The sequence below is a fragment of the Paenibacillus sp. PK3_47 genome, assembly GCF_023520895.1.
Taxonomy (GTDB): domain Bacteria; phylum Bacillota; class Bacilli; order Paenibacillales; family Paenibacillaceae; genus Paenibacillus_AQ.
Genome location: NZ_CP026029.1, coordinates 3,583,520 through 3,603,146 on the forward strand (window position 1 = coordinate 3,583,520; position 19,627 = coordinate 3,603,146).

Below are 19,627 nucleotides of genomic sequence, written 5' to 3' on the forward strand. Positions count from 1 at the left end.
ATGGCGAGTACCGTACAAGGCCTGGCCTACAAAGCGTTTGGCCTGCAAATCACCAGCGAATTCCCCCTGCCGGAGCTTCCGGTCTCGGATCAGCCGGGACTCATAGGCAGCGTATCTGTCATCAGAGGAGATCTGTCGGAACGCTGGCAAGCCATACCGAAGATCACTCCGAGCGTAGGAGTTCAAGGGAACGAAGTCATGTTCGAAGCAAAGGACACGGCTGTTTTTTCTATTCGGGACGGCAACACCATTACAGTATCGCCAGCGGCAAACGCTGACGAGGATTGTGTGCGGCTGTTCATTATGGGAAGCTGCATGGGGATTCTCCTGCTGCAGAAAAAGATTCTCCCGCTTCACGGCAGTGCACTTGTGCTGGACAATAAAGCTTATGCGCTGGTTGGCCGCTCAGGGGCAGGCAAATCGACACTGGCCTCGTATTTGATGGATCAGGGGCATCTCATGATCAGCGACGATGTTATTCCCGTTATAGTGCAAAATGGAGTTCCGCTTGCAGTTCCAGGATATCCGCAGCAGAAGCTGTGGCAGCAGAGCCTGGACTATTTGGGAATGAATTCGTCCTCATACCGTCCGCTTTTTGAGCGGGAGACCAAATTTGCCGTGCCGGTGCATGACCGCTTTTATGGCGAACCGCTGCCGCTTGCCGGTGTCTTTGAGCTGGGGGTAACGGAAGACGGTCCGGTGACGGTGCAGCAGGTAACCGGAATGGAACGGTTCCATACGTTGTTCAATCACACTTACCAGAAGGCGATGATTGACCGCACAGGAATCCGCCAGTGGCATTTTAGCACGCTGGCTTCCTTTGTGAACAGACTTCCGATGTACCGGCTGACCCGTCCGCAGGAAGGCTTCAGCGCCCCGGTGCAGACTTCTTATATCTTTGATACTATTCGTGCACTAAGAGAGGAGAGATGAAGGATGAGTACAGCTCAGGTATTATCCCTTGAATCCGTTCTTGCCCAGCGGGAAGGCAATATCGCAAGCGACATGGACGGCGAAAAAGTAATGCTGAACGTAAAAAACGGCAAGTACTACAATCTTGGTGAGGTCGGCGGAGAAATTTGGTCGGCACTGGAGACCCCTTCTACGGTAAGTGAGGTTGCCGCCAAAATTCAGGAGATTTTTGAGGTTCCGGCAGAGACAGCGCAGCAGGATGTCCTGGCTTTCCTGCAAAGCCTGCTGGATGAAGATCTCGTCGCCATCAGCGGATCATGACTGCCCTGGGCCGCATCCGGCAGCTGCTGACCCGGGACAGAGCTGCGGCAATGCTGCTTCCGGAAGCGCTATGGCGGCTTTTCCTGGCAAGAATCCAGCTGCTGTTTCCGTTCAAGCGGACAGCCCCGAAGCTGGGAATCCAGTCACAGGAGACAGGGATGGTGTCCCGGGACAGCGAGGCTCTAAGGATTCAGCAAATTACGAAGGCGATCCGGATTGCAAGCCGCGTTACACCCTGGAAAAGCACCTGTATGGTCAGGGCGGTTGCAGGGCTTAAAATGCTCGAAAAACGCGGCATAGAGAGCACCCTTTATATGGGCGTTGCCAGGGACAAAAAGGGACAGATGGCTGCCCATGCCTGGCTGCGGAGCGGAGCCTATTATGTTTCCGGCGACGATACGATGAAGGGCTTTGTCGTTGTAGAGAAGTTTGCCAAAGTGTTACAAGTTGAGTAATCGAGGTGGACCCATGCAGGCGATATTACACTACGTCCGGCAGCTTCAGCATTTATCCGGAGTCAAACTATACTTAAATATGCTCGGCATGGTCGTCAGCGGTCTGCTGGAGAGCTCCGCCATTCTGCTGCTGGTTCCCATGCTGGGCATGGCCGGTATTGAGCTTGGCGGATCAGGTTCCGCCTTAAATCTTCCCATGCTCAGTTTCATATCAGAGCTGCCGCAGACGACGGCGCTGCTGCTTGTGCTTGGCGCGTACGTCCTGATTGTCCTCTGCCAGAATATGATTTCGCGTTTTGTCGCGATCCGCAATGTGGACATTCAGCAGACCTACAGCCGGCAGCTGCGATATGAAATCTACAGTGCGCTTTTGCGGGCCGAGTGGTCATTCTTTCTCAAGAAGCGCACCTCTGACCTCATTAATTTCATGACTACAGAAATGGCGCGGGTGCTTGCAGGAATCAGCTGCTTCCTGCAGTTCATCACTTCGCTGCTGTTCACGCTTGTGCAGATCGCCTTTGCCTTCTGGCTGTCTCCGTCCATGACGCTGGCGGTACTGGTGTGTGCTGTGTTTTTATCCCTCTTTTCCCGCAGATTTATCCGCAAGGCCAAGAAGCTGGGCAGCCGCAGCTCTCTGCTGGGCCAGCAGTATCTTGCCGGAATCACGGATCAGCTGAACGGAATCAAGGACATCAAGAGCAACAATCTGGAAGACTCGCGGCTGGAGTGGCTGCACGGATTCACCGGTGAGGTCAAGAATGAGCAGCTTGCGTATACGCGTCTGCGTTCCAATTCCCAGCTGGTGTACAAAATGTCCTCCACACTTCTCATCGCGCTGTTCATCTTCTTTTCGTTCTCATTCCTGAATGCGGGAGGACCTAATCTGCTGCTCGTCATTCTCGTATTTGCCAGACTGTGGCCGACCTTTTCCACGCTGCAGTCGTTAATGGAGCAGCTGGCTTCTACACTGCCGTCCTTTAAGCTGATGCGGAAGCTGCAGGAGGAATGCCTGCAGGCTGCAGAACATGGCACCGCCGGGGATGGAGGGAAGGAAGTCATCCCGATGACCCTGAAGCACAGTCTGGAAGCCCGGAACGTGAACTTCCGTTATGACGCACAGGAATCGCAGTATTCGCTGCAGGGGGTCAATGTACAGATTCCGGCTAACGGGATGACGGCAATCGTCGGGCCTTCCGGTGCCGGTAAAAGCACGCTTGTCGATCTGCTCATGGGACTGATGCAGCCGGAGTCGGGAGAAATCCTGGCTGACGGCGAACCTGTATCGGGTGACAGATTACTGTCATACCGGCGCTCGATTGGATATGTCGCGCAGGATCCGTTCCTGTATAACGCGACGATCCGCGATAATCTGACCATGATCAAGCCGGATGCTACGGAGGAAGAGCTGTGGGAGGCGCTGGAGTTCGCCTCTTCCGCGGACTTTGTCCGCAAGCTGCCGGAAGGCCTGGATACGCTGATCGGAGACCGCGGCATCCGCTTGTCCGGTGGTGAACGGCAGCGGCTCGTACTGGCCCGGGCGATCATCCGCAAGCCGTCGATCCTCGTCCTGGATGAAGCGACCAGTGCGCTGGATACCGAGAACGAGAAGCGGATCCAGGAAGCGCTGGAGCGTCTTAAGTCTTCGGTGACCGTGATCGTTATTGCCCACCGCTTGTCCACCATCCGCGGAGCGGACCAGATTCTCGTCATCGACCAGGGACGCGTCATCCAGCAGGGTGTCTACAGCGGCCTGGCGCTCGATAAAGGCGGGATGTTCAGCCGTCTGCTCAGCAGCCAGGGCGAGGCGATGTAGATAAGCGGAGTGTGTTCTTACAGAGAGCGCCTCCGATTGGGACTCCTTCAGACAGCTCAATCAACAACGTCTCTCTGGAATCAAAAGCTAGTTGGAATTCCTCCACCTAATCGTATCTTTTTTCATCATTTATTAGCTTTAGTTGGAAATTCTCCATCTATTCGGGCCAATAAAGGCCTTTGGAGACTAATCTGGTACATTTAAGTGGAGTTTTTCCCACAAGCATTGTAATAAGGTTATTTATCAGAAGATTAGGTGGAGTAATTCCACCTAAGTGAATTCTTTAATTCAGGCTCTGAGCAGTCTGCACTCCAGACACTCCAAAAACCCCGGAATCTGTTGATTCCGGGGTTTTTTCAGGTTCTACTGCACGATATCACAACAGCAGAACCATTCACTATAAGCAGCAGTTCTTCCTGCCAACGTTATTTCTCGCTGCCCGTCAGTTTCCGGTAGGTCCAAAGAAACGGGCGCAGCGGGAAATAGAGGACATGCAGCGGCTTCGGAAGCGGCAGAGTCTTCGCATCAGCTGCATAAGGATACAGGAAGCTGGCGGCATGCAAAAACCGGTGCCATGGTGTAAGAATAGCCGGCTGGTAAGATTTATAATGCCGCTCCACCTCGGGTTCCAGAGGGGGATCATTCAAATTGACCATACGTGCCACATAGAAGAGGGCCTGCTCTGCCAGGCTCTTGGCCTTTGGTTTATTCATCAGGACGGACAGTGCGGGATCGACCGGCGCTTTCAGCAGAGCGGAAGCCAGAATGAGTGTCTGGCCGCCGATGATATCATAGTTGTACCGGTGCAGCAGCGCCGTCAGGGCCGTGCAATCGGGCTTTTGCGCAAGCAGCTGCTTAATATCGAGCAGCCATCTCAGCCTTGACCAGGCATGCCTTGCCCCGTGTGCAGCCAGGAAGAGGAATAAATCCTCCCTGCCCAGAAAATACACATGCTCGCCAAGGGGGCTGCGCCGCGCCCGGCTCCATAATTCCTCAAAGTCCGGTTCTGTGGAAGGACCCGGGCCCATTCTCCAGTGCAGTTCAATTTTTATATTTTTACCGGGGTGATTGTATGTATAATGATGCTCCCGCCACTTCCAGTCGCCTAGAATGCTCTCGAAATCCTCAACTTTAACATATCCTTCGGCAGCCATCAGCATATCAGCCTCAGCCAGGCGCTCCAGCGGAACCATGAAATCAAGGTCGCGCGAGGTGCGCTGTGAAATGTCGCCGTACAAATCCTGGGCAAGCACCGGGCCTTTCAGGAACAGGGAACGGATACCCAGTCCGGCCAGCTGACTGCTGATATGGGCCATTTCGCCGCTGAGATGGAGCATTTGCACCGTATTCCGGCGGTATTCCCACTTTAACCGTTCCAGAACTGCCGCGGGAACGGCTGTAAATTCTTTTGGCGTCCGGCTAAGCTTGGGATATAAAAAAGGGTACACCCGGTGATGCAGGGACAGCCGGATGAACAGCTCCCAGTCCAGATCCTTGAACAGCTCGGGATTCCGCTCTGCGGCTTTTTCGGTGCTTTCGGTGGTAAGCAGGGTAACAAGGAGCAGCAATTCCTTGGAAAAGCTCCCCGTATCCAGGGTATGCTGATCAGTCATAGAGATTCTCCTTTTGCAATAGTGAACTGGCATGGATTGGTTGTTCGGAATAGAGAACGGTAATCTACTGTGAGCGTAACACCAGTTAGAGAAAAATGTCAATTTGTTGCGCGGCGTGTTAGAGTATAAGGGGACTACTACTTATTAAACAATTATTACAGTTCATACGCTGCCGGTTTTATTTTTCAATTTCCTCTTTGTATGCTACGATATGTACTCCCCCATAGTACGAATAAGAGGAGTGATTCTCTGTCCATGACTGCCCATTGGAAAAGAAACATTATTCTCTTCATGACCAGCCAGACGATTTCCCTGTTTGGCTCCTCGCTTGTGCAGTATGCGATTCTCTGGTATATCACCCTGAACACCCAGTCCGGTATTATGATGACGATTTCGATTCTGTGCGGATTTTTGCCGACGTTTGTGCTGTCTCCTTTCGCCGGAGTATGGGCAGACCGTTACAGCCGCAAACTGCTGATTGTGCTCTCCGATTCGATTATTGCGCTCTCAACCCTGATTCTCGCCGTGCTGTTTCTGATGGGCTACGATGATATGTGGCTGCTGTTTGTGGTTTCTGCAGTGCGTGCGCTTGGTGCGGGTGTGCAGACTCCCGCTGTAGGCGCAATGCTGCCGCAGCTGGTGCCGGAAGATCAGCTTACGCGGATCAACGGGCTTAACGGCAGTATTCAGGCGATGGTCATGCTGCTCTCCCCGATGCTCAGCGGCGCGCTGCTCTCGATGGCCAGCATTGAAGCGATATTTTTTATTGATGTCATTACGGCGGCGGTTGCCGTCTCGACGATGCTGATTTTTGTACGTGTGCCGCTGCACACCAAAGCTGCCGCCAAGCAGGCGATAAGCTATCTGCAGGATCTGAGCCTCGGATTTAACTACATTAAAGGGCACCGCTATATCCAGAATTTTTTTATTTTTTGCGCCTTTTTCTTTGTGCTGGCTGCACCGGCTGCTTTTCTGACTCCGCTGCAGGTTACAAGAACCTTCGGGGATGACATCTGGCGGCTGACTGCCATTGAAATAGCCTTTTCCATCGGCATGATGCTGGGCGGTCTGATTATGTCGGTCTGGCCGGGCTTCCGCAACCGCGTGCATACGATGACCCTATCCTCTCTGGCATTTGGGGTGTGCACCTTTGCGCTTGGGGTGATTCCGGATTTCTGGATTTATCTTGGCGTTATGGGCGTGACCGGGCTTGCCATGCCTTTCTTCAATACACCGTCCACAGTACTGCTGCAGGAAAAGGTGGAGCCGGATTATCTGGGCAGGGTGTTTGGCGTGCTCGGGATGATCTCAAGCTCCATGATGCCGCTGGGCATGCTGGTGTTCGGACCGCTGGCTGACAGCGTGCGGGTGGAATGGCTGCTGATGATTTCCGGAGTGCTGTTGTTTATTCAGGGATTTTTCCTGCTGGGCAACAAAGTGCTGATCGAAGCAGGTAAGCCTGCAGCTGCTGTTAAAACTGATCCATAGATCACTGTAAAGGAGCGGACGTTCTGCTTATGGAGGCATTGCAGGATATACCGGGTTCGGAGGACTGGGTGACGGTGGAGCCTGTGCTCAAAGGCTGGTCCAGCGATCAAAAGTATTATATTGAAGACAAGGCCGGCCGCAAACTGCTGCTGAGGCTTTCTTCAGCCCGGGCATTAGAGGGAAAACGTGCTGAATTTGAAGTTGTTAAGCTGTTTAACCAGCTGGATTTTCCGATGTCACAGGCGATAGATTGTGGCGTATGCAGTAAAGGGAAATATACCTATATGCTGCTTACCTGGGTGGAAGGACGTCCGCTCGAAGGGAAACTGGCGGACCTTGATCCGGGAGAACAGTACCGTTTGGGTGAGGAAGCCGGAAGAATGCTGAAGCAGCTGCATTCACTTCCGTGTGCCGGTACACCGGATGAATGGGAGCAGGCGATGCAGGCCAAAATTCTGAGGCGGATCCAGGAATATGAAGAGTGCCCTTACCGGGTGGAAGGGGATGGGCAGGCGATAGCTTTTGTCAAAAAGCATGTCAGTCTTATTCATCAGGTTGCAAAGGTCTATCAGCACGGGGACTTTCACATTGGCAATCTGATTCATACCCCGGAGGGCGGGATAGGCGTCATCGACTTCAACCGCTGGGATATCGGAGATTATGCCGAGGAGTTCTGCAAGCTGCAAATCTTTGACCGTGAGCGCAGCATCCCTTTTGCCCTGGGGAGATTGAAGGGGTATTTCGGCGGGGAGCCTCCTGAAGAGTTCTGGAAAAGACAGGCACTTTACGTTGCTTACGTCTCCTTGTTTTCGATTCAATGGGCCGTTCCCTTCGGGGCTGAGGACATTGAGGGTATGCAGATCCGCTGCAGGCAGGCGCTGGAGGATTACAGGAATTTCACCACATGGATTCCGCGCTGGTATGCCTGATCAATTAATTTGCGTCAAACATTGAAATGGTGGGCCCCGGTACGGTAAAATTGCAATAGATTTAACCAAGAAGGGGACTGTATTGTTTTGAATAATGAAGAATTGAACCAGGAGCTGCCCGAAAATTACGAGGAACTGAAGAAGGCGGCTGGACGCTCTGCGGATTGGAGAGCACGTCTGGCAGCTGTCGAAGAACTCGGCGCTTATAAGCATAAACAGGTTATCGATATCCTTAACCGTCTGATGACCACTGACCCGGTATATACCGTCCAAGAAGCTGCATACCAGAAGCTTGCTGCCTTTGGCGAAGATGTGAAGGTGCCGTCGAAGAACAAAGCCGAGCTGTTCAGAGGCATTCCTAAGATTGTGCTGCGCATCAAGAAGAGCCTGCCGCGGGATCACTCTTATGAAGAGTTCAAGGAAAAGCTGAAGAAGATGAGAATCGACGTCTACGATGCCTATGAAGGTGAGAAGGGCGAAGATTTCGACAAATGGCTGGAGAAGCAGTGGCAATCGGCCACTAAATAGTGAAAAGGCGGATCGGCGGGGACAAGACAGGCCCTGCATGATCCGTTTTTTACAATTAACACATAAAGGATGACATATATGAAAGCCAATATTTCTAATACGCCGCTGGCCCGGCAGTTTGATGAATTCCTGAGACTCTCTGCGGAGCTGCGTCCCGATTATATAGCGAGTCTGGGAGAAGCTGAGGGAGGCGGTACGTCTATCGGTATTCTGGTGCCGGATGCACCGGAGCTTTTGCAGGTTATTTACAGCAGAGTTTCGGGCACCAGCAGTGATGAAGAGGAGCCCAGTCTGATTGAGTTTCTGCCGGGATACCGGTTAATTCATGTTAATGAGTACACGCAGGAGATTGAAGTACTAAATGGTATCCTGAAGGAGAAAGGGCAGCAGGTAGACGGAACGATTTTGCCTATTCTCACGAACTACGGCAGTGACTTTATTTGCTACCATCGTTCAGCGGACGGGACAGAGCGGGTGTGTGATCTGCTGCATGATTACGGTGATCTGGTGGTCATGTACGATTCCCCGGAGAAGTTTCTGGAGACCTTGTGCGAATTCTACAAACAGGAAGTCTATTTCCTGGACGAAGAAGGCTTTTTGGATTGCGATTTGGTAAAAGAGGGCGAGGTAGGCGCAGCTCTGAATCCTGAAGCTGTGTATTGGTCGGAGTAGAATACAGTACCATGCAAAGAGAGCAGCCCGGACCCGGGTCTGCTCTCTTTTTACTGGTACGCCCAGCATGGGCGTCATCTCTAGGGTGAAAGTCCCGAGCGGGGGCTAGCAAGCGCCTACCGTTAGCCAAGGGCAAGGGTGTCTACCGCGAGGTGGAATCTGAAGGAAGCCGGAGGCAAAAGCACGACCTGAGGTACACGAATCCAATTTGAGGCGGTTGCAGCCGGATGAGTCACCTAGACATGACGAAATCCTAAGCTGCCAAGGGCTGCAATCGTAAACTTGGGCAGGTGCGGGCGGAAAGATGACGTTCTTATCTGGGGAGGCCTGTCCGGTATGCAAGGAAAAAAAAAACTTGTAACCGTAACCGAGAGGTTGCGCTGAACGGGCAGGAGTCAGCAGAGGCCATAGTACGTAAACTGTTGCAACAGTTTACGGAAGGGCTGAACCGAAAGGAGAGAGGAAACCGATGCGTTCGCATGAAGAGCAACGACAGCCGAATATCTCGCAAGAGAGCTGCCAGCAAAGAGAAGCGGTGAAGCCGCCAGGGCATGCTGGAGCGCCGAGTTCTTCGTCGGCACAAACCGCCCCTCCCTCTCGCAAAGCAGCGAACAACTTGCTGGAGCGAATGCTCGAAGGAGACAACCTTCGGCTCGCGTATAAACGAGTGGTACAGAACGGAGGAGCCCCCGGTGTGGACTATGTAACGGTAGCGAATCTACAAGCTTACTTGAAAACACATTGGGAACCGGTGAAAGCCGAACTTCTGGCGGGAACTTACAGACCTGCGCCAGTCAAACGGGTGGAAATCCCCAAACCCGGAGGCGGCGTACGGCTGCTGGGCATCCCGACCGTGATGGACCGTTTTCTCCAGCAGGCTCTTCTACAAGTCATGAATCCGATCTTTGACGCAGAATTCTCGTGGTACAGCTACGGCTTTCGACCCGGGAAAAGTGCACATGACGCAGTAAAACAAGCGCAAAGATATATCCAAAAGGGTCTGAGGTGGGTCGTGGACCTCGATCTTGAGAAATTCTTTGACCGGGTAAATCACGACATGCTGATGGCGAGAGTGGCGCGGAAAGTGACAGACAAAAGAGTGCTGACACTGATTCGGGCGTATCTAAACGCCGGAGTCATGGTGAATGGAAAGCTGGAGCACAGCCAGGAAGGAACGCCGCAAGGCGGTCCGCTGAGCCCGCTTTTGGCAAACATTCTGCTGGATGATCTGGATAAGGAATTGACCGTACGTGGCCTGCACTTTGTACGCTATGCGGACGACTGTAATATCTTTGTGGCGAGCAAACGAGCTGGCGAACGGGTCATGGAATCGGTTAGCGGGTTTGTAGAAGGAAAGCTAAAACTGAAAGTGAACCGGGAAAAGAGTGCAGTCGCCAGACCTTGGCACCGGAAGTTTTTAGGATTCAGTTTCCTGAGCCAGAAACAGGCAACCATTCGATTAGCACCGAAGACCATTTCGCGATTCAAGGAGAGAATCCGTGAACTGACAAACCGAACGTGGTCCATTTCCATGGAAGAACGAATTTGCCGACTAAACCGTTATCTGATGGGGTGGCTTGGCTATTTCCATCTAGCGTCGGCGAAGAAACACCTCCAAACGCTGGACCAATGGATTCGGAGAAGGCTGCGAATGTGCCTGTGGAAACAATGGAAGCGAGTGCGCACACGAATCCGCGAACTCCGGGCGCTTGGGGTGCCTGAGTGGGCCTGTTTCACGATGGCCAACTCGCGGCGAGGCGCATGGGAAATGTCCCGGAATACAAATAATGCCCTCCCGACTTCCTATTGGGAAGCGAAAGGGCTGAAAAGCTTGCTTTCACGTTACTTAGAGCTTTGTTAACCTTTTGGAACCGCCGTATGCGGACCCGCATGTACGGTGGTGTGAGAGGACGGGGGCTTGCCGCCTCCTCCTACTCGATTCTTCCCTCTATGTTATTGCTCAGCGCCGCGTTTTTCCTGTTCCCGCAGTTCCACCCGGCGGATTTTGCCGGAGGTTGTTTTGGGCAGATCGGCGATAAATTCAATCTTGCGCGGATACTTGTAAGGTGCTGTCCATTCCTTGACATGGCTCTGCAGCTCCTTAACCAGCTCAGGGGAAGCCGCGCTTCCGTCTTTCAAGACTACAAAGGCTTTGACAATAGAACCCCGGATCTCGTCAGGACTGGCTACAACTGCGCATTCCTTGACCAAAGCGTGCTTCATCAGGGCTTCTTCTACCTCGAACGGGCCAATGGTATAACCAGAGCTGATGATAATATCATCACCCCGGCCTTCAAACCAGAAATAACCGTCCTCATCCTTGCGTGCCCGGTCTCCGGTAATAAAATATTCCCCTTGCGAGCTGTTCGCCTTGCGCTCAGGATCCTTGTAATAGCTCTTGAACAGGGCCGGCATACTTAGATGCACAGCAATATCCCCTACTACACCCGGAGGTACCGGGTTTCCTTTTTCATCAATAACCTCAGCAATGCCTGGTGCAATTGATTTCCCCATGGAGCCTGCGCGGATAGGGTCATCCTTGAGTGCCGCGATAATCAGTGTGCTTTCTGTTTGCCCGTAGCCGTCGCGGATCGTCAGACCGAAGTGCTCCTGGAAAGTTCGGATGACTTCCAAATTAAGCGGCTCGCCGGCGGATACTGCACAGCGCAGCTTGGACAGGCCGTATTGCGCAAGCCCTTCCGTTTTGGCCATCAGGCGGTACTCCGTCGGTGTGCAACATAATACCTGGATCTCCTGATCCTGCAGCAGCTGCAGATACCGGTCCGGATGGAACGGGCCATTATATACGAAGCCGGTTGCTCCATTGCCAAGCACAGTCAGGAAGGGACTCCAAATCCATTTCTGCCAGCCCGGTGCCGCCGTAGCCCAGACCGTATCCGATTCACGGATCTCCAGCCACTGGGGAGAGGTGATCCGCAAATGGGCGTAACCCCATCCATGGCTGTGCACTACGGCTTTTGGATTGCCGGTCGTACCGGAGGTGTAGGCCAGGATTGCGATATCATCGCGGTGAGTCACCACGGAAGTGAAAGAGTCCGGCTGGCCTGTCATGAGGCTTTCCAGATCAGTCCAACCTGTGCTCAGTTCCTCTGCATTACCGGATACTGACAGCCGGTAATCAAGCGCAGGCAGGTCTTCATCGATCTTGTTCACTTCACCTGTCACCTCGTTCCATACGATGACAGCCCGGGCTTCGGAATGACGCAGGCGGTAGGACAAGTCCTTGGCCCGGAGCATTTCGGAAGAGGGGATTACTGCCAGCCCCAGCTTCAGGCAGGCGAGATAAATTACGTAGGCAATAATCTGCCGCGGAACCATCACTAAGACCCGGTCCCCTTGTGTAAGACCAAGACCGGCAAGTCCGCCGGCCAGCCGGTTGGCCTGTGCCAGAAGTGCCCCGTAAGTAATCTCTTCATATGCTCCATTCTGGTGCAGCAATTTAAGGGCAAGCTTATCGGAAGGATGACGCTCCATTTCCGAAGTCAGATTATAAAATTCAGGTGCAACGTACCGCTGATTGTCCAAAAGAACCTCTCCTATAGTCAGAATGGTAAAGCTAAATCCAAAGCCAAAGCTTAAAACAATACCTATAGTATAGCACGTTATCCTAGTACCAGATGCTAAATGATACCGGGGATCTCTTAAGAAATGTGGCTATTTTGTTATAATAATGAAAAAGGCGCTAGTACAGACGGGAACGTGTCCTTCTAATGGAATTGATATTTGTATCATGATTTGCCCGGGGGCAGCAGATTATTCCCGGGGCTGCTATGGTAGAAGAGCGTAATGAATACAAACGGATGATCGCAAGGTTATTTTAAAATTCGCAGAAAGCGGGCGCTATTTATGAGTCATACTACCTTTAATGAAATATTCGCAATTATGGAGGCTTCTTTTCCGGTCAGTGAAATCAGAACCTTTCAAGAGCAGAAGGCGCTGCTGGAGAATCCGGATTACCGGCTTTATACGGAGTGTGACCCTAAGGGGAAGCTGATGGGGTTCCTGGCTGCCTGGGAGTTTGCGGAGTTCCGGTTTGTTGAACACATTGCGGTGAATCCGGAAACAAGGGGAGGCGGTATCGGTAAAAAGCTGATGAGTGAATATATCGCTGCGTCAGACAAGCCAGTTCTGCTGGAGGTCGAGCCGCCGGCAGGTGAACTGGAGCAGCGGAGGATCGGCTTTTATAACCGGCTGGGCTTTCAGCTTAACAATTTTGATTATGTTCAACCCCCGCTTCGTCCAGGCCAGGCTGACCTGCCGCTGTGCATCATGACCTATCCGCAGCTGCTCAGTTTAGAGGAGTTCAACCGGTTCAGAAAGCTTTTGTACACAAAAGTATATAAGGTACCCGCAGACTACCCGCATTAAAGCTACCCTGACATTCCGCCCGTGCTCTCTTACTGAGATACGCGGGCTTTTTGAATTACTTCTTTACAATCACGATACAAGTTGGAAACAAGTTATTGGTTTAATAAATGTACAGCAAGCAGCACAACAAATGAACTACAAGGAGACGAGATTCCATGAAAAGTAAAAAGATGATCATAGGAGCAATGGTGTTCGGGATGGCAGTTACAGGGTCGGCGGGGGTATATGCAGGAACCAATATGCAAAAGATCAGTGCGTATCTGAACCACAGCATCGGCTTTAAAATAAATGGAGCAGCATATACGCCAGTGGATAACAACGGTAAGACGCTTGCGCCAATCACTTATAATGATACAACGTATCTTCCGGTCCGGGCTATGGCGGATGCGCTGAAAATACCGGTTACCTTTGATGCCGCAGCCAATCAGGTGGTGCTTGGAATATCAGCAGGAACAACGGCACCGGATGCTGGTTCAGCGATAACCCTGGCAGCTGTAAGCTACAGTGCAGCACAGAAAGAGCAGATTACCAAAGCGTTTGCCAACTATCAGGGCTTTGAAACAGCTTATGCGCCTGCACAAATGATTAAGGGCGATGCCTTTAAAAATGTTGCCGGCGGAGATGACGGCGTGAGCTTTGTGTTCAATCATATGCACGTAAGTATATCGCCAAGGGACTATTCCTACTTGTATGATGGAACTACAGTGAAGCTTTCGAATGGAGTAAGTGCCAAATGGTATACCCCTTCGGATATCCCGATGCTGACCTTCCAGCTGGATGACCGCTATGTGACCATCAGCTCGCCGGATCAGTCGCTCGGTAAAGCGAAGCTGGAGAAGGTAGCTGTAGGTGTTGCGAAATTAAGCAAGTAAACCTGAATGCCTGATGCCGTAAAAAAATAAAAGCAGCAGCCCGCACTGTGACACAGAAGGGCTGCTGCTTTTTAATGGTGTGAATGTTTCACGTGGTAAATCATTAGCGGCAGCTCTTATTTGTTGGTGCTGTGCTGCTTATTCGCTAATCTGGCCTGCGGCGAACCGTGGCCCCGGCGTTTGTTCTTTTCTGCCTTGCGCTGATTCTCCTGAAACTTCGCTACAAATTGATGAGTGTCCATTCGCGTTGGCCTCCTAAAGAGTGGTGAGCATATCCTGGTCAGAACTGCATTAATTTGCCCGTTTAGGACCCTGATGATGCATAACAAAATAGCGAGAGGGATTCCGCGGCTGTTTCAGTTCAGTCACGGATGACTTCGGCAATCGGCAAGTGAAAGAATAGGTCTCTACTCCAGATGAAATAATAAAACAAAAAAAGCTTGCATAGTTTTCTTATACATGGTATATTCTAATTCCGGCCGAGAAACATCAACGCCGAGCTCGAAAGAAAGTCGAAAAAAAGAGCTTGCGTTGATCGGTTGGATGTGATATAGTATAAGAGTTGCTGCTGACGAGGTAATCGACAGTGACGACGAGCTTGATCTTTGAAAACTGAACAACGAGTGAGTATCTGGAAATCACTTCGGTGAGATCCAAAAATGAGAATGCAAATTCTCGTCAGATGTTTCAAAATGAGCGAATCGCTCTTTTCAATACTAATTGGAGAGTTTGATCCTGGCTCAGGACGAACGCTGGCGGCGTGCCTAATACATGCAAGTCGAGCGGAGTTAATTTGAAAGCTTGCTTTCAAATTAACTTAGCGGCGGACGGGTGAGTAACACGTAGGCAACCTGCCCCATAGTCTGGGATAACTACCGGAAACGGTAGCTAATACCGGATAATTTCTTTTTTCTCCTGAAAGAAGAATGAAAGACGGAGCAATCTGTCACTACGGGATGGGCCTGCGGCGCATTAGCTAGTTGGTGAGGTAACGGCTCACCAAGGCGACGATGCGTAGCCGACCTGAGAGGGTGAACGGCCACACTGGGACTGAGACACGGCCCAGACTCCTACGGGAGGCAGCAGTAGGGAATCTTCCGCAATGGGCGAAAGCCTGACGGAGCAACGCCGCGTGAGTGATGAAGGTTTTCGGATCGTAAAGCTCTGTTGCCAGGGAAGAACGTCCGGTAGAGTAACTGCTACCGGAGTGACGGTACCTGAGAAGAAAGCCCCGGCTAACTACGTGCCAGCAGCCGCGGTAATACGTAGGGGGCAAGCGTTGTCCGGAATTATTGGGCGTAAAGCGCGCGCAGGCGGCGATTTAAGTCTGGTGTTTAAACCTTGGGCTCAACCTGGGGTCGCACTGGAAACTGGATCGCTTGAGTACAGAAGAGGAAAGTGGAATTCCACGTGTAGCGGTGAAATGCGTAGAGATGTGGAGGAACACCAGTGGCGAAGGCGACTTTCTGGGCTGTAACTGACGCTGAGGCGCGAAAGCGTGGGGAGCAAACAGGATTAGATACCCTGGTAGTCCACGCCGTAAACGATGAGTGCTAGGTGTTAGGGGTTTCGATACCCTTGGTGCCGAAGTTAACACAGTAAGCACTCCGCCTGGGGAGTACGGTCGCAAGACTGAAACTCAAAGGAATTGACGGGGACCCGCACAAGCAGTGGAGTATGTGGTTTAATTCGAAGCAACGCGAAGAACCTTACCAGGTCTTGACATCCCTCTGAATCCTCTAGAGATAGAGGCGGCCTTCGGGACAGAGGAGACAGGTGGTGCATGGTTGTCGTCAGCTCGTGTCGTGAGATGTTGGGTTAAGTCCCGCAACGAGCGCAACCCTTGACTTTAGTTGCCAGCAGGTAAGGCTGGGCACTCTAGAGTGACTGCCGGTGACAAACCGGAGGAAGGTGGGGATGACGTCAAATCATCATGCCCCTTATGACCTGGGCTACACACGTACTACAATGGCCGGTACAACGGGAAGCGAAGCCGCGAGGTGGAGCCAATCCCAGCAAAGCCGGTCTCAGTTCGGATTGCAGGCTGCAACTCGCCTGCATGAAGTCGGAATTGCTAGTAATCGCGGATCAGCATGCCGCGGTGAATACGTTCCCGGGTCTTGTACACACCGCCCGTCACACCACGAGAGTTTACAACACCCGAAGTCGGTGGGGTAACCCGCAAGGGAGCCAGCCGCCGAAGGTGGGGTAGATGATTGGGGTGAAGTCGTAACAAGGTAGCCGTATCGGAAGGTGCGGCTGGATCACCTCCTTTCTATGGAGAATCGTCTTCTGCAATGAAGACATTCAAATCTTAAATCTAACCGGTCGGTTAGTGACTCACTCGTTGGTCAGTTTTGAGAGTTTAAGCTCTCAACATTCTGTAACTTCTATCGACACAGCTGTGATCGACCAGAACTTACAGAAACTTGATCCTTGAAAACTGGATACCGAAACGAATTTGCGTTTTAGAACATCTTTTAGCTGAAACTTGTGTAAGCAAGTTGAAATAGTTATTAGTTGATGAATAGCGAAGGTTTTCGATTGTGCAGCGACTTTTGGCTTTGAATGTGTTGGCGAATAGAGCAATCTATGAGCAGCATTCAAAACAAGATGAGCAAACAAGCGAAACACCGTAGCGTTGGTTAAGCTAATAAGAGCACACGGAGGATGCCTAGGCGCCAGGAGCCGACGAAGGACGTGGCGAACAACGAAACTGCCTCGGGGAGCTGTAAGCAAGCTTTGATCCGGGGGTGTCCGAATGGGGAAACCCGGCTGTGGTAATTCGCAGTCACTCACATCTGAATACATAGGATGTGTTGAGGCAGACCAGGGGAACTGAAACATCTAAGTACCCTGAGGAAGAGAAAACAATAGTGATTCCGTCAGTAGCGGCGAGCGAACGCGGAACAGCCTAAACCAGGAGGCTTGCCTCCTGGGGTTGTGGGACGTCTCACATGGAGTTACAAAAGGTTAAATTAGGCGAAGAGGTCTGGAAAGGCCCGCGATAGAGGTAAAAGCCCTGTAGCCAAAAGTTTAACCCCTCCGAGACGGATCCCGAGTAGTGCGGGGCACGTGAAACCCCGTATGAATCCAGCAGGACCATCTGCTAAGGCTAAATACTACCTGGCGACCGATAGTGAATCAGTACCGTGAGGGAAAGGTGAAAAGCACCCCGGAAGGGGAGTGAAATAGAACCTGAAACCGTGTGCTTACAAGAAGTCAGAGTCCTCTATATGGATGATGGCGTGCCTTTTGTAGAATGAACCGGCGAGTTACGTTTAACATGCAAGGTTAAGGTGAGAAGCCGGAGCCGCAGCGAAAGCGAGTCTGAATAGGGCGATTAAGTATGTGGACGTAGACCCGAAACCGTGTGATCTACCCCTGTCCAGGGTGAAGGTGCGGTAACACGCACTGGAGGCCCGAACCCACGTACGTTGAAAAGTGCGGGGATGAGGTGGGGGTAGCGGAGAAATTCCAATCGAACTCGGAGATAGCTGGTTCTCCCCGAAATAGCTTTAGGGCTAGCCTCGGTGAATGGAGTGGTGGAGGTAGAGCACTGATTGGGTGCGGGGCCCGCAAGGGTTACCAAGCTCAGTCAAACTCCGAATGCCATTTACTTCTTGCCGGGAGTCAGACAGTGAGTGCTAAGATCCATTGTCAAAAGGGAAACAGCCCAGACCATCAGCTAAGGTCCCCAAGTGTGTGTTAAGTGGGAAAGGATGTGGAGTTGCACAGACAACCAGGATGTTGGCTTAGAAGCAGCCACCATTGAAAGAGTGCGTAATAGCTCACTGGTCGAGTGACTCTGCGCCGAAAATGTAACGGGGCTAAACACACCACCGAAGCTATGGCTTGATGCGTATGCATCAGGGGTAGGGGAGCGTTGTATGTGGGTTGAAGGTGTACCGTAAGGAGCGCTGGACAGCATACAAGTGAGAATGCCGGTATGAGTAACGAAAAGATCAGTGAGAATCTGATCCGCCGAAAGCCCAAGGTTTCCTGAGGAAGGCTCGTCCGCTCAGGGTAAGTCGGGACCTAAGGCGAGGCCGACAGGCGTAGTCGAAGGACAACAGTTTGAAATTACTGTACCACCGTAATCCGCTATGAGCGATGGGGTGACGCAGGAGGGTAGTGACGCGGACTGATGGATGTCCGTCTAAGCAGTGAGGCTGGTGTGCAGGCAAATCCGCGCACCGTTAAGGCTGGGCTGTGATGGGGAGCGAAAATTATAGTAGCGAAGGTCATGATCTCACACTGCCAAGAAAAGCCTCTAGTCAGGAGAAGGTGCCCGTACCGCAAACCGACACAGGTAGGCGAGAAGAGAATTCTAAGGCGCGCGGAAGAACTCTCGTTAAGGAACTCGGCAAAATGACCCCGTAACTTCGGGAGAAGGGGTGCCTCGGTAGGGTGAATAGCCCGAGGGGGCCGCAGTGAAAAGGCCCAAGCGACTGTTTAGCAAAAACACAGGTCTGTGCGAAGCCGCAAGGCGAAGTATACGGGCTGACGCCTGCCCGGTGCTGGAAGGTTAAGGGGAGTGGTTAGGAGCAATCCGAAGCTATGAACCGAAGCCCCAGTAAACGGCGGCCGTAACTATAACGGTCCTAAGGTAGCGAAATTCCTTGTCAGGTAAATTCTGACCCGCACGAATGGCGTAACGACTTGGGCGCTGTCTCAACGAGAGATCCGGTGAAATTTTAATACCTGTGAAGATGCAGGTTACCCGCGACAAGACGGAAAGACCCCATGGAGCTTTACTGCAGCTTGATATTGAATTTGGGTACGATCTGTACAGGATAGGTGGGAGCCGTAGAAGCAGGAGCGCAAGCTTCTGTGGAGGCGCCGTTGGGATACCACCCTGATCGTATCTAGGTTCTAACCTGGTACCCTAAGCGGGTACAGGGACCGTGTCAGGCGGGCAGTTTGACTGGGGCGGTCGCCTCCTAAAGAGTAACGGAGGCGTTCAAAGGTTCCCTCAGAATGGTTGGAAATCATTCGAAGAGTGCAAAGGCATAAGGGAGCTTGACTGCGAGACCTACAAGTCGAGCAGGGACGAAAGTCGGACTTAGTGATCCGGTGGTACCGCATGGAAGGGCCATCGCTCAACGGATAAAAGCTACCCTGGGGATAACAGGCTTATCTCCCCCAAGAGTCCACATCGACGGGGAGGTTTGGCACCTCGATGTCGGCTCATCGCATCCTGGGGCTGAAGTAGGTCCCAAGGGTTGGGCTGTTCGCCCATTAAAGCGGTACGCGAGCTGGGTTCAGAACGTCGTGAGACAGTTCGGTCCCTATCTGTCGTGGGCGCAGGAAATTTGAGAGGAGCTGTCCTTAGTACGAGAGGACCGGGATGGACGTACCGCTGGTGCACCAGTTGTTCCGCCAGGAGCATGGCTGGGTAGCTACGTACGGACGGGATAAGCGCTGAAAGCATCTAAGCGTGAAGCCCCCCTCAAGATGAGATTTCCCAATTAGTAAGACCCCTTGAAGACGACGAGGTAGATAGGTTGGAGGTGGAAGTGCAGCAATGCATGGAGCTGACCAATACTAATCGGTCGAGGGCTTATCCAAAAAATAATTCGCAAATTCGTTTCGGATTCAGTTTTCAGGCGATCAAGCCTGTACGCAACGAAAT

The 19,627-nt window shown here is 52.1% G+C and carries 14 protein-coding genes and 2 rRNA genes; 13 read left to right on the forward strand and 3 right to left on the reverse strand.

The genetic code is table 11. From position 1 onward, the window contains the following. The 4 genes from C2I18_RS15920 to C2I18_RS15935 are packed head-to-tail and all read left to right on the forward strand — an operon-like array spanning window position 1 to window position 3,501. Window positions 1–933, forward strand: coding sequence for a phosphoenolpyruvate carboxykinase (ATP) (locus tag C2I18_RS15920; RefSeq protein WP_249896759.1), 933 nt, complete (start codon window positions 1–3; stop codon window positions 931–933). 3 nt (window positions 934–936) lie between these two features. Then, a complete protein-coding gene (locus C2I18_RS15925) occupies window positions 937–1,233 on the forward strand; it encodes a lasso peptide biosynthesis PqqD family chaperone (RefSeq protein ID WP_249896760.1) in 297 nt (98 codons plus the stop codon). After that, a complete protein-coding gene (locus C2I18_RS15930) occupies window positions 1,230–1,688 on the forward strand; it encodes a lasso peptide biosynthesis B2 protein (RefSeq protein ID WP_249896761.1) in 459 nt (152 codons plus the stop codon). The genes C2I18_RS15925 and C2I18_RS15930 overlap by 4 nt, the downstream gene beginning before the upstream one ends. Before the next feature lie 13 nt (window positions 1,689–1,701). After that, window positions 1,702–3,501 (forward strand): ABC transporter ATP-binding protein, encoded by a 1,800-nt coding sequence (locus C2I18_RS15935; protein WP_249896762.1) that lies wholly within the window; start codon window positions 1,702–1,704, stop codon window positions 3,499–3,501. A 425-nt stretch (window positions 3,502–3,926) separates the two neighbouring features. Here C2I18_RS15935 and C2I18_RS15940 read toward each other — a convergent pair whose 3' ends face one another. Continuing rightward, window positions 3,927–5,114 (reverse strand): nucleotidyltransferase domain-containing protein, encoded by a 1,188-nt coding sequence (locus C2I18_RS15940; RefSeq protein WP_249896763.1) that lies wholly within the window; start codon window positions 5,112–5,114, stop codon window positions 3,927–3,929. 255 nt (window positions 5,115–5,369) lie between these two features. On the opposite strand from C2I18_RS15940, the gene C2I18_RS15945 reads away from it, so the two are divergent. The 5 genes from C2I18_RS15945 to ltrA all read left to right on the forward strand — a co-directional run bounded on the left by C2I18_RS15945 (window position 5,370) and on the right by ltrA (window position 10,592). Further along, complete coding sequence (locus tag C2I18_RS15945) at window positions 5,370–6,602, forward strand: MFS transporter (RefSeq protein ID WP_249896764.1); 1,233 nt, start codon at window positions 5,370–5,372, stop codon at window positions 6,600–6,602. A 29-nt stretch (window positions 6,603–6,631) separates the two neighbouring features. Further along, window positions 6,632–7,531 (forward strand): aminoglycoside phosphotransferase family protein, encoded by a 900-nt coding sequence (locus C2I18_RS15950; RefSeq protein ID WP_249896765.1) that lies wholly within the window; start codon window positions 6,632–6,634, stop codon window positions 7,529–7,531. A gap of 87 nt (window positions 7,532–7,618) precedes the next feature. Continuing rightward, window positions 7,619–8,059 (forward strand): HEAT repeat domain-containing protein, encoded by a 441-nt coding sequence (locus C2I18_RS15955; protein ID WP_249896766.1) that lies wholly within the window; start codon window positions 7,619–7,621, stop codon window positions 8,057–8,059. A gap of 78 nt (window positions 8,060–8,137) precedes the next feature. Next, complete coding sequence (locus C2I18_RS15960; protein ID WP_249896767.1) at window positions 8,138–8,731, forward strand: hypothetical protein; 594 nt, start codon at window positions 8,138–8,140, stop codon at window positions 8,729–8,731. Window positions 8,732–9,200: 469 nt separating this feature from the next. Then, on the forward strand, window positions 9,201–10,592 hold the full coding sequence (gene ltrA, locus C2I18_RS15965) for a group II intron reverse transcriptase/maturase (RefSeq protein ID WP_249896768.1): 1,392 nt from the start codon (window positions 9,201–9,203) through the stop codon (window positions 10,590–10,592). A gap of 92 nt (window positions 10,593–10,684) precedes the next feature. On the opposite strand, the gene C2I18_RS15970 is transcribed toward ltrA, so the two are convergent. Then, window positions 10,685–12,226 carry an acetate--CoA ligase gene (locus C2I18_RS15970; protein WP_249902137.1) on the reverse strand — a complete coding sequence of 514 codons (1,542 nt, stop codon included), beginning with the start codon at window positions 12,224–12,226 and terminating at the stop codon, window positions 10,685–10,687. A 372-nt stretch (window positions 12,227–12,598) separates the two neighbouring features. On the opposite strand from C2I18_RS15970, the gene C2I18_RS15975 reads away from it, so the two are divergent. Both C2I18_RS15975 and C2I18_RS15980 read left to right on the forward strand, forming a co-directional pair. Further along, complete coding sequence (locus C2I18_RS15975) at window positions 12,599–13,120, forward strand: GNAT family N-acetyltransferase (RefSeq protein WP_249896769.1); 522 nt, start codon at window positions 12,599–12,601, stop codon at window positions 13,118–13,120. A 155-nt stretch (window positions 13,121–13,275) separates the two neighbouring features. Continuing rightward, window positions 13,276–13,992: a copper amine oxidase N-terminal domain-containing protein gene (locus C2I18_RS15980; RefSeq protein ID WP_249896770.1), complete on the forward strand. Its 717-nt coding sequence runs from the start codon at window positions 13,276–13,278 to the stop codon at window positions 13,990–13,992. Window positions 13,993–14,108: 116 nt separating this feature from the next. Here the strand turns inward: C2I18_RS15980 and C2I18_RS15985 are convergent, their stop codons facing one another. Further along, window positions 14,109–14,234: a DUF4023 family protein gene (locus C2I18_RS15985; RefSeq protein ID WP_249896771.1), complete on the reverse strand. Its 126-nt coding sequence runs from the start codon at window positions 14,232–14,234 to the stop codon at window positions 14,109–14,111. Between the two features lie 475 nt (window positions 14,235–14,709). On the opposite strand from C2I18_RS15985, the gene C2I18_RS15990 reads away from it, so the two are divergent. Then, a 16S ribosomal RNA gene (locus tag C2I18_RS15990) occupies window positions 14,710–16,267 on the forward strand. Window positions 16,268–16,635: 368 nt separating this feature from the next. After that, window positions 16,636–19,563 (forward strand): 23S ribosomal RNA (locus C2I18_RS15995). The 16S and 23S rRNA genes sit together here, the layout of an rRNA operon. Window positions 19,564–19,627: the final 64 nt, after the last annotated feature.

Coding starts and splice junctions, on each gene's coding strand:
- C2I18_RS15920 (WP_249896759.1), top strand. CDS start 1: ATGGCGAGTACCGTACAAGGCCTGGCCTACAAAGCGTTTGGCCTGCAA.
- C2I18_RS15925 (WP_249896760.1), top strand. CDS start 937: ATGAGTACAGCTCAGGTATTATCCCTTGAATCCGTTCTTGCCCAGCGG.
- C2I18_RS15930 (WP_249896761.1), top strand. CDS start 1,230: ATGACTGCCCTGGGCCGCATCCGGCAGCTGCTGACCCGGGACAGAGCT.
- C2I18_RS15935 (WP_249896762.1), top strand. CDS start 1,702: ATGCAGGCGATATTACACTACGTCCGGCAGCTTCAGCATTTATCCGGA.
- C2I18_RS15940 (WP_249896763.1), bottom strand. CDS start 5,114: ATGACTGATCAGCATACCCTGGATACGGGGAGCTTTTCCAAGGAATTG.
- C2I18_RS15945 (WP_249896764.1), top strand. CDS start 5,370: ATGACTGCCCATTGGAAAAGAAACATTATTCTCTTCATGACCAGCCAG.
- C2I18_RS15950 (WP_249896765.1), top strand. CDS start 6,632: ATGGAGGCATTGCAGGATATACCGGGTTCGGAGGACTGGGTGACGGTG.
- C2I18_RS15960 (WP_249896767.1), top strand. CDS start 8,138: ATGAAAGCCAATATTTCTAATACGCCGCTGGCCCGGCAGTTTGATGAA.
- ltrA (WP_249896768.1), top strand. CDS start 9,201: ATGCGTTCGCATGAAGAGCAACGACAGCCGAATATCTCGCAAGAGAGC.
- C2I18_RS15970 (WP_249902137.1), bottom strand. CDS start 12,226: ATGGAGCGTCATCCTTCCGATAAGCTTGCCCTTAAATTGCTGCACCAG.
- C2I18_RS15975 (WP_249896769.1), top strand. CDS start 12,599: ATGAGTCATACTACCTTTAATGAAATATTCGCAATTATGGAGGCTTCT.
- C2I18_RS15980 (WP_249896770.1), top strand. CDS start 13,276: ATGAAAAGTAAAAAGATGATCATAGGAGCAATGGTGTTCGGGATGGCA.
- C2I18_RS15985 (WP_249896771.1), bottom strand. CDS start 14,234: ATGGACACTCATCAATTTGTAGCGAAGTTTCAGGAGAATCAGCGCAAG.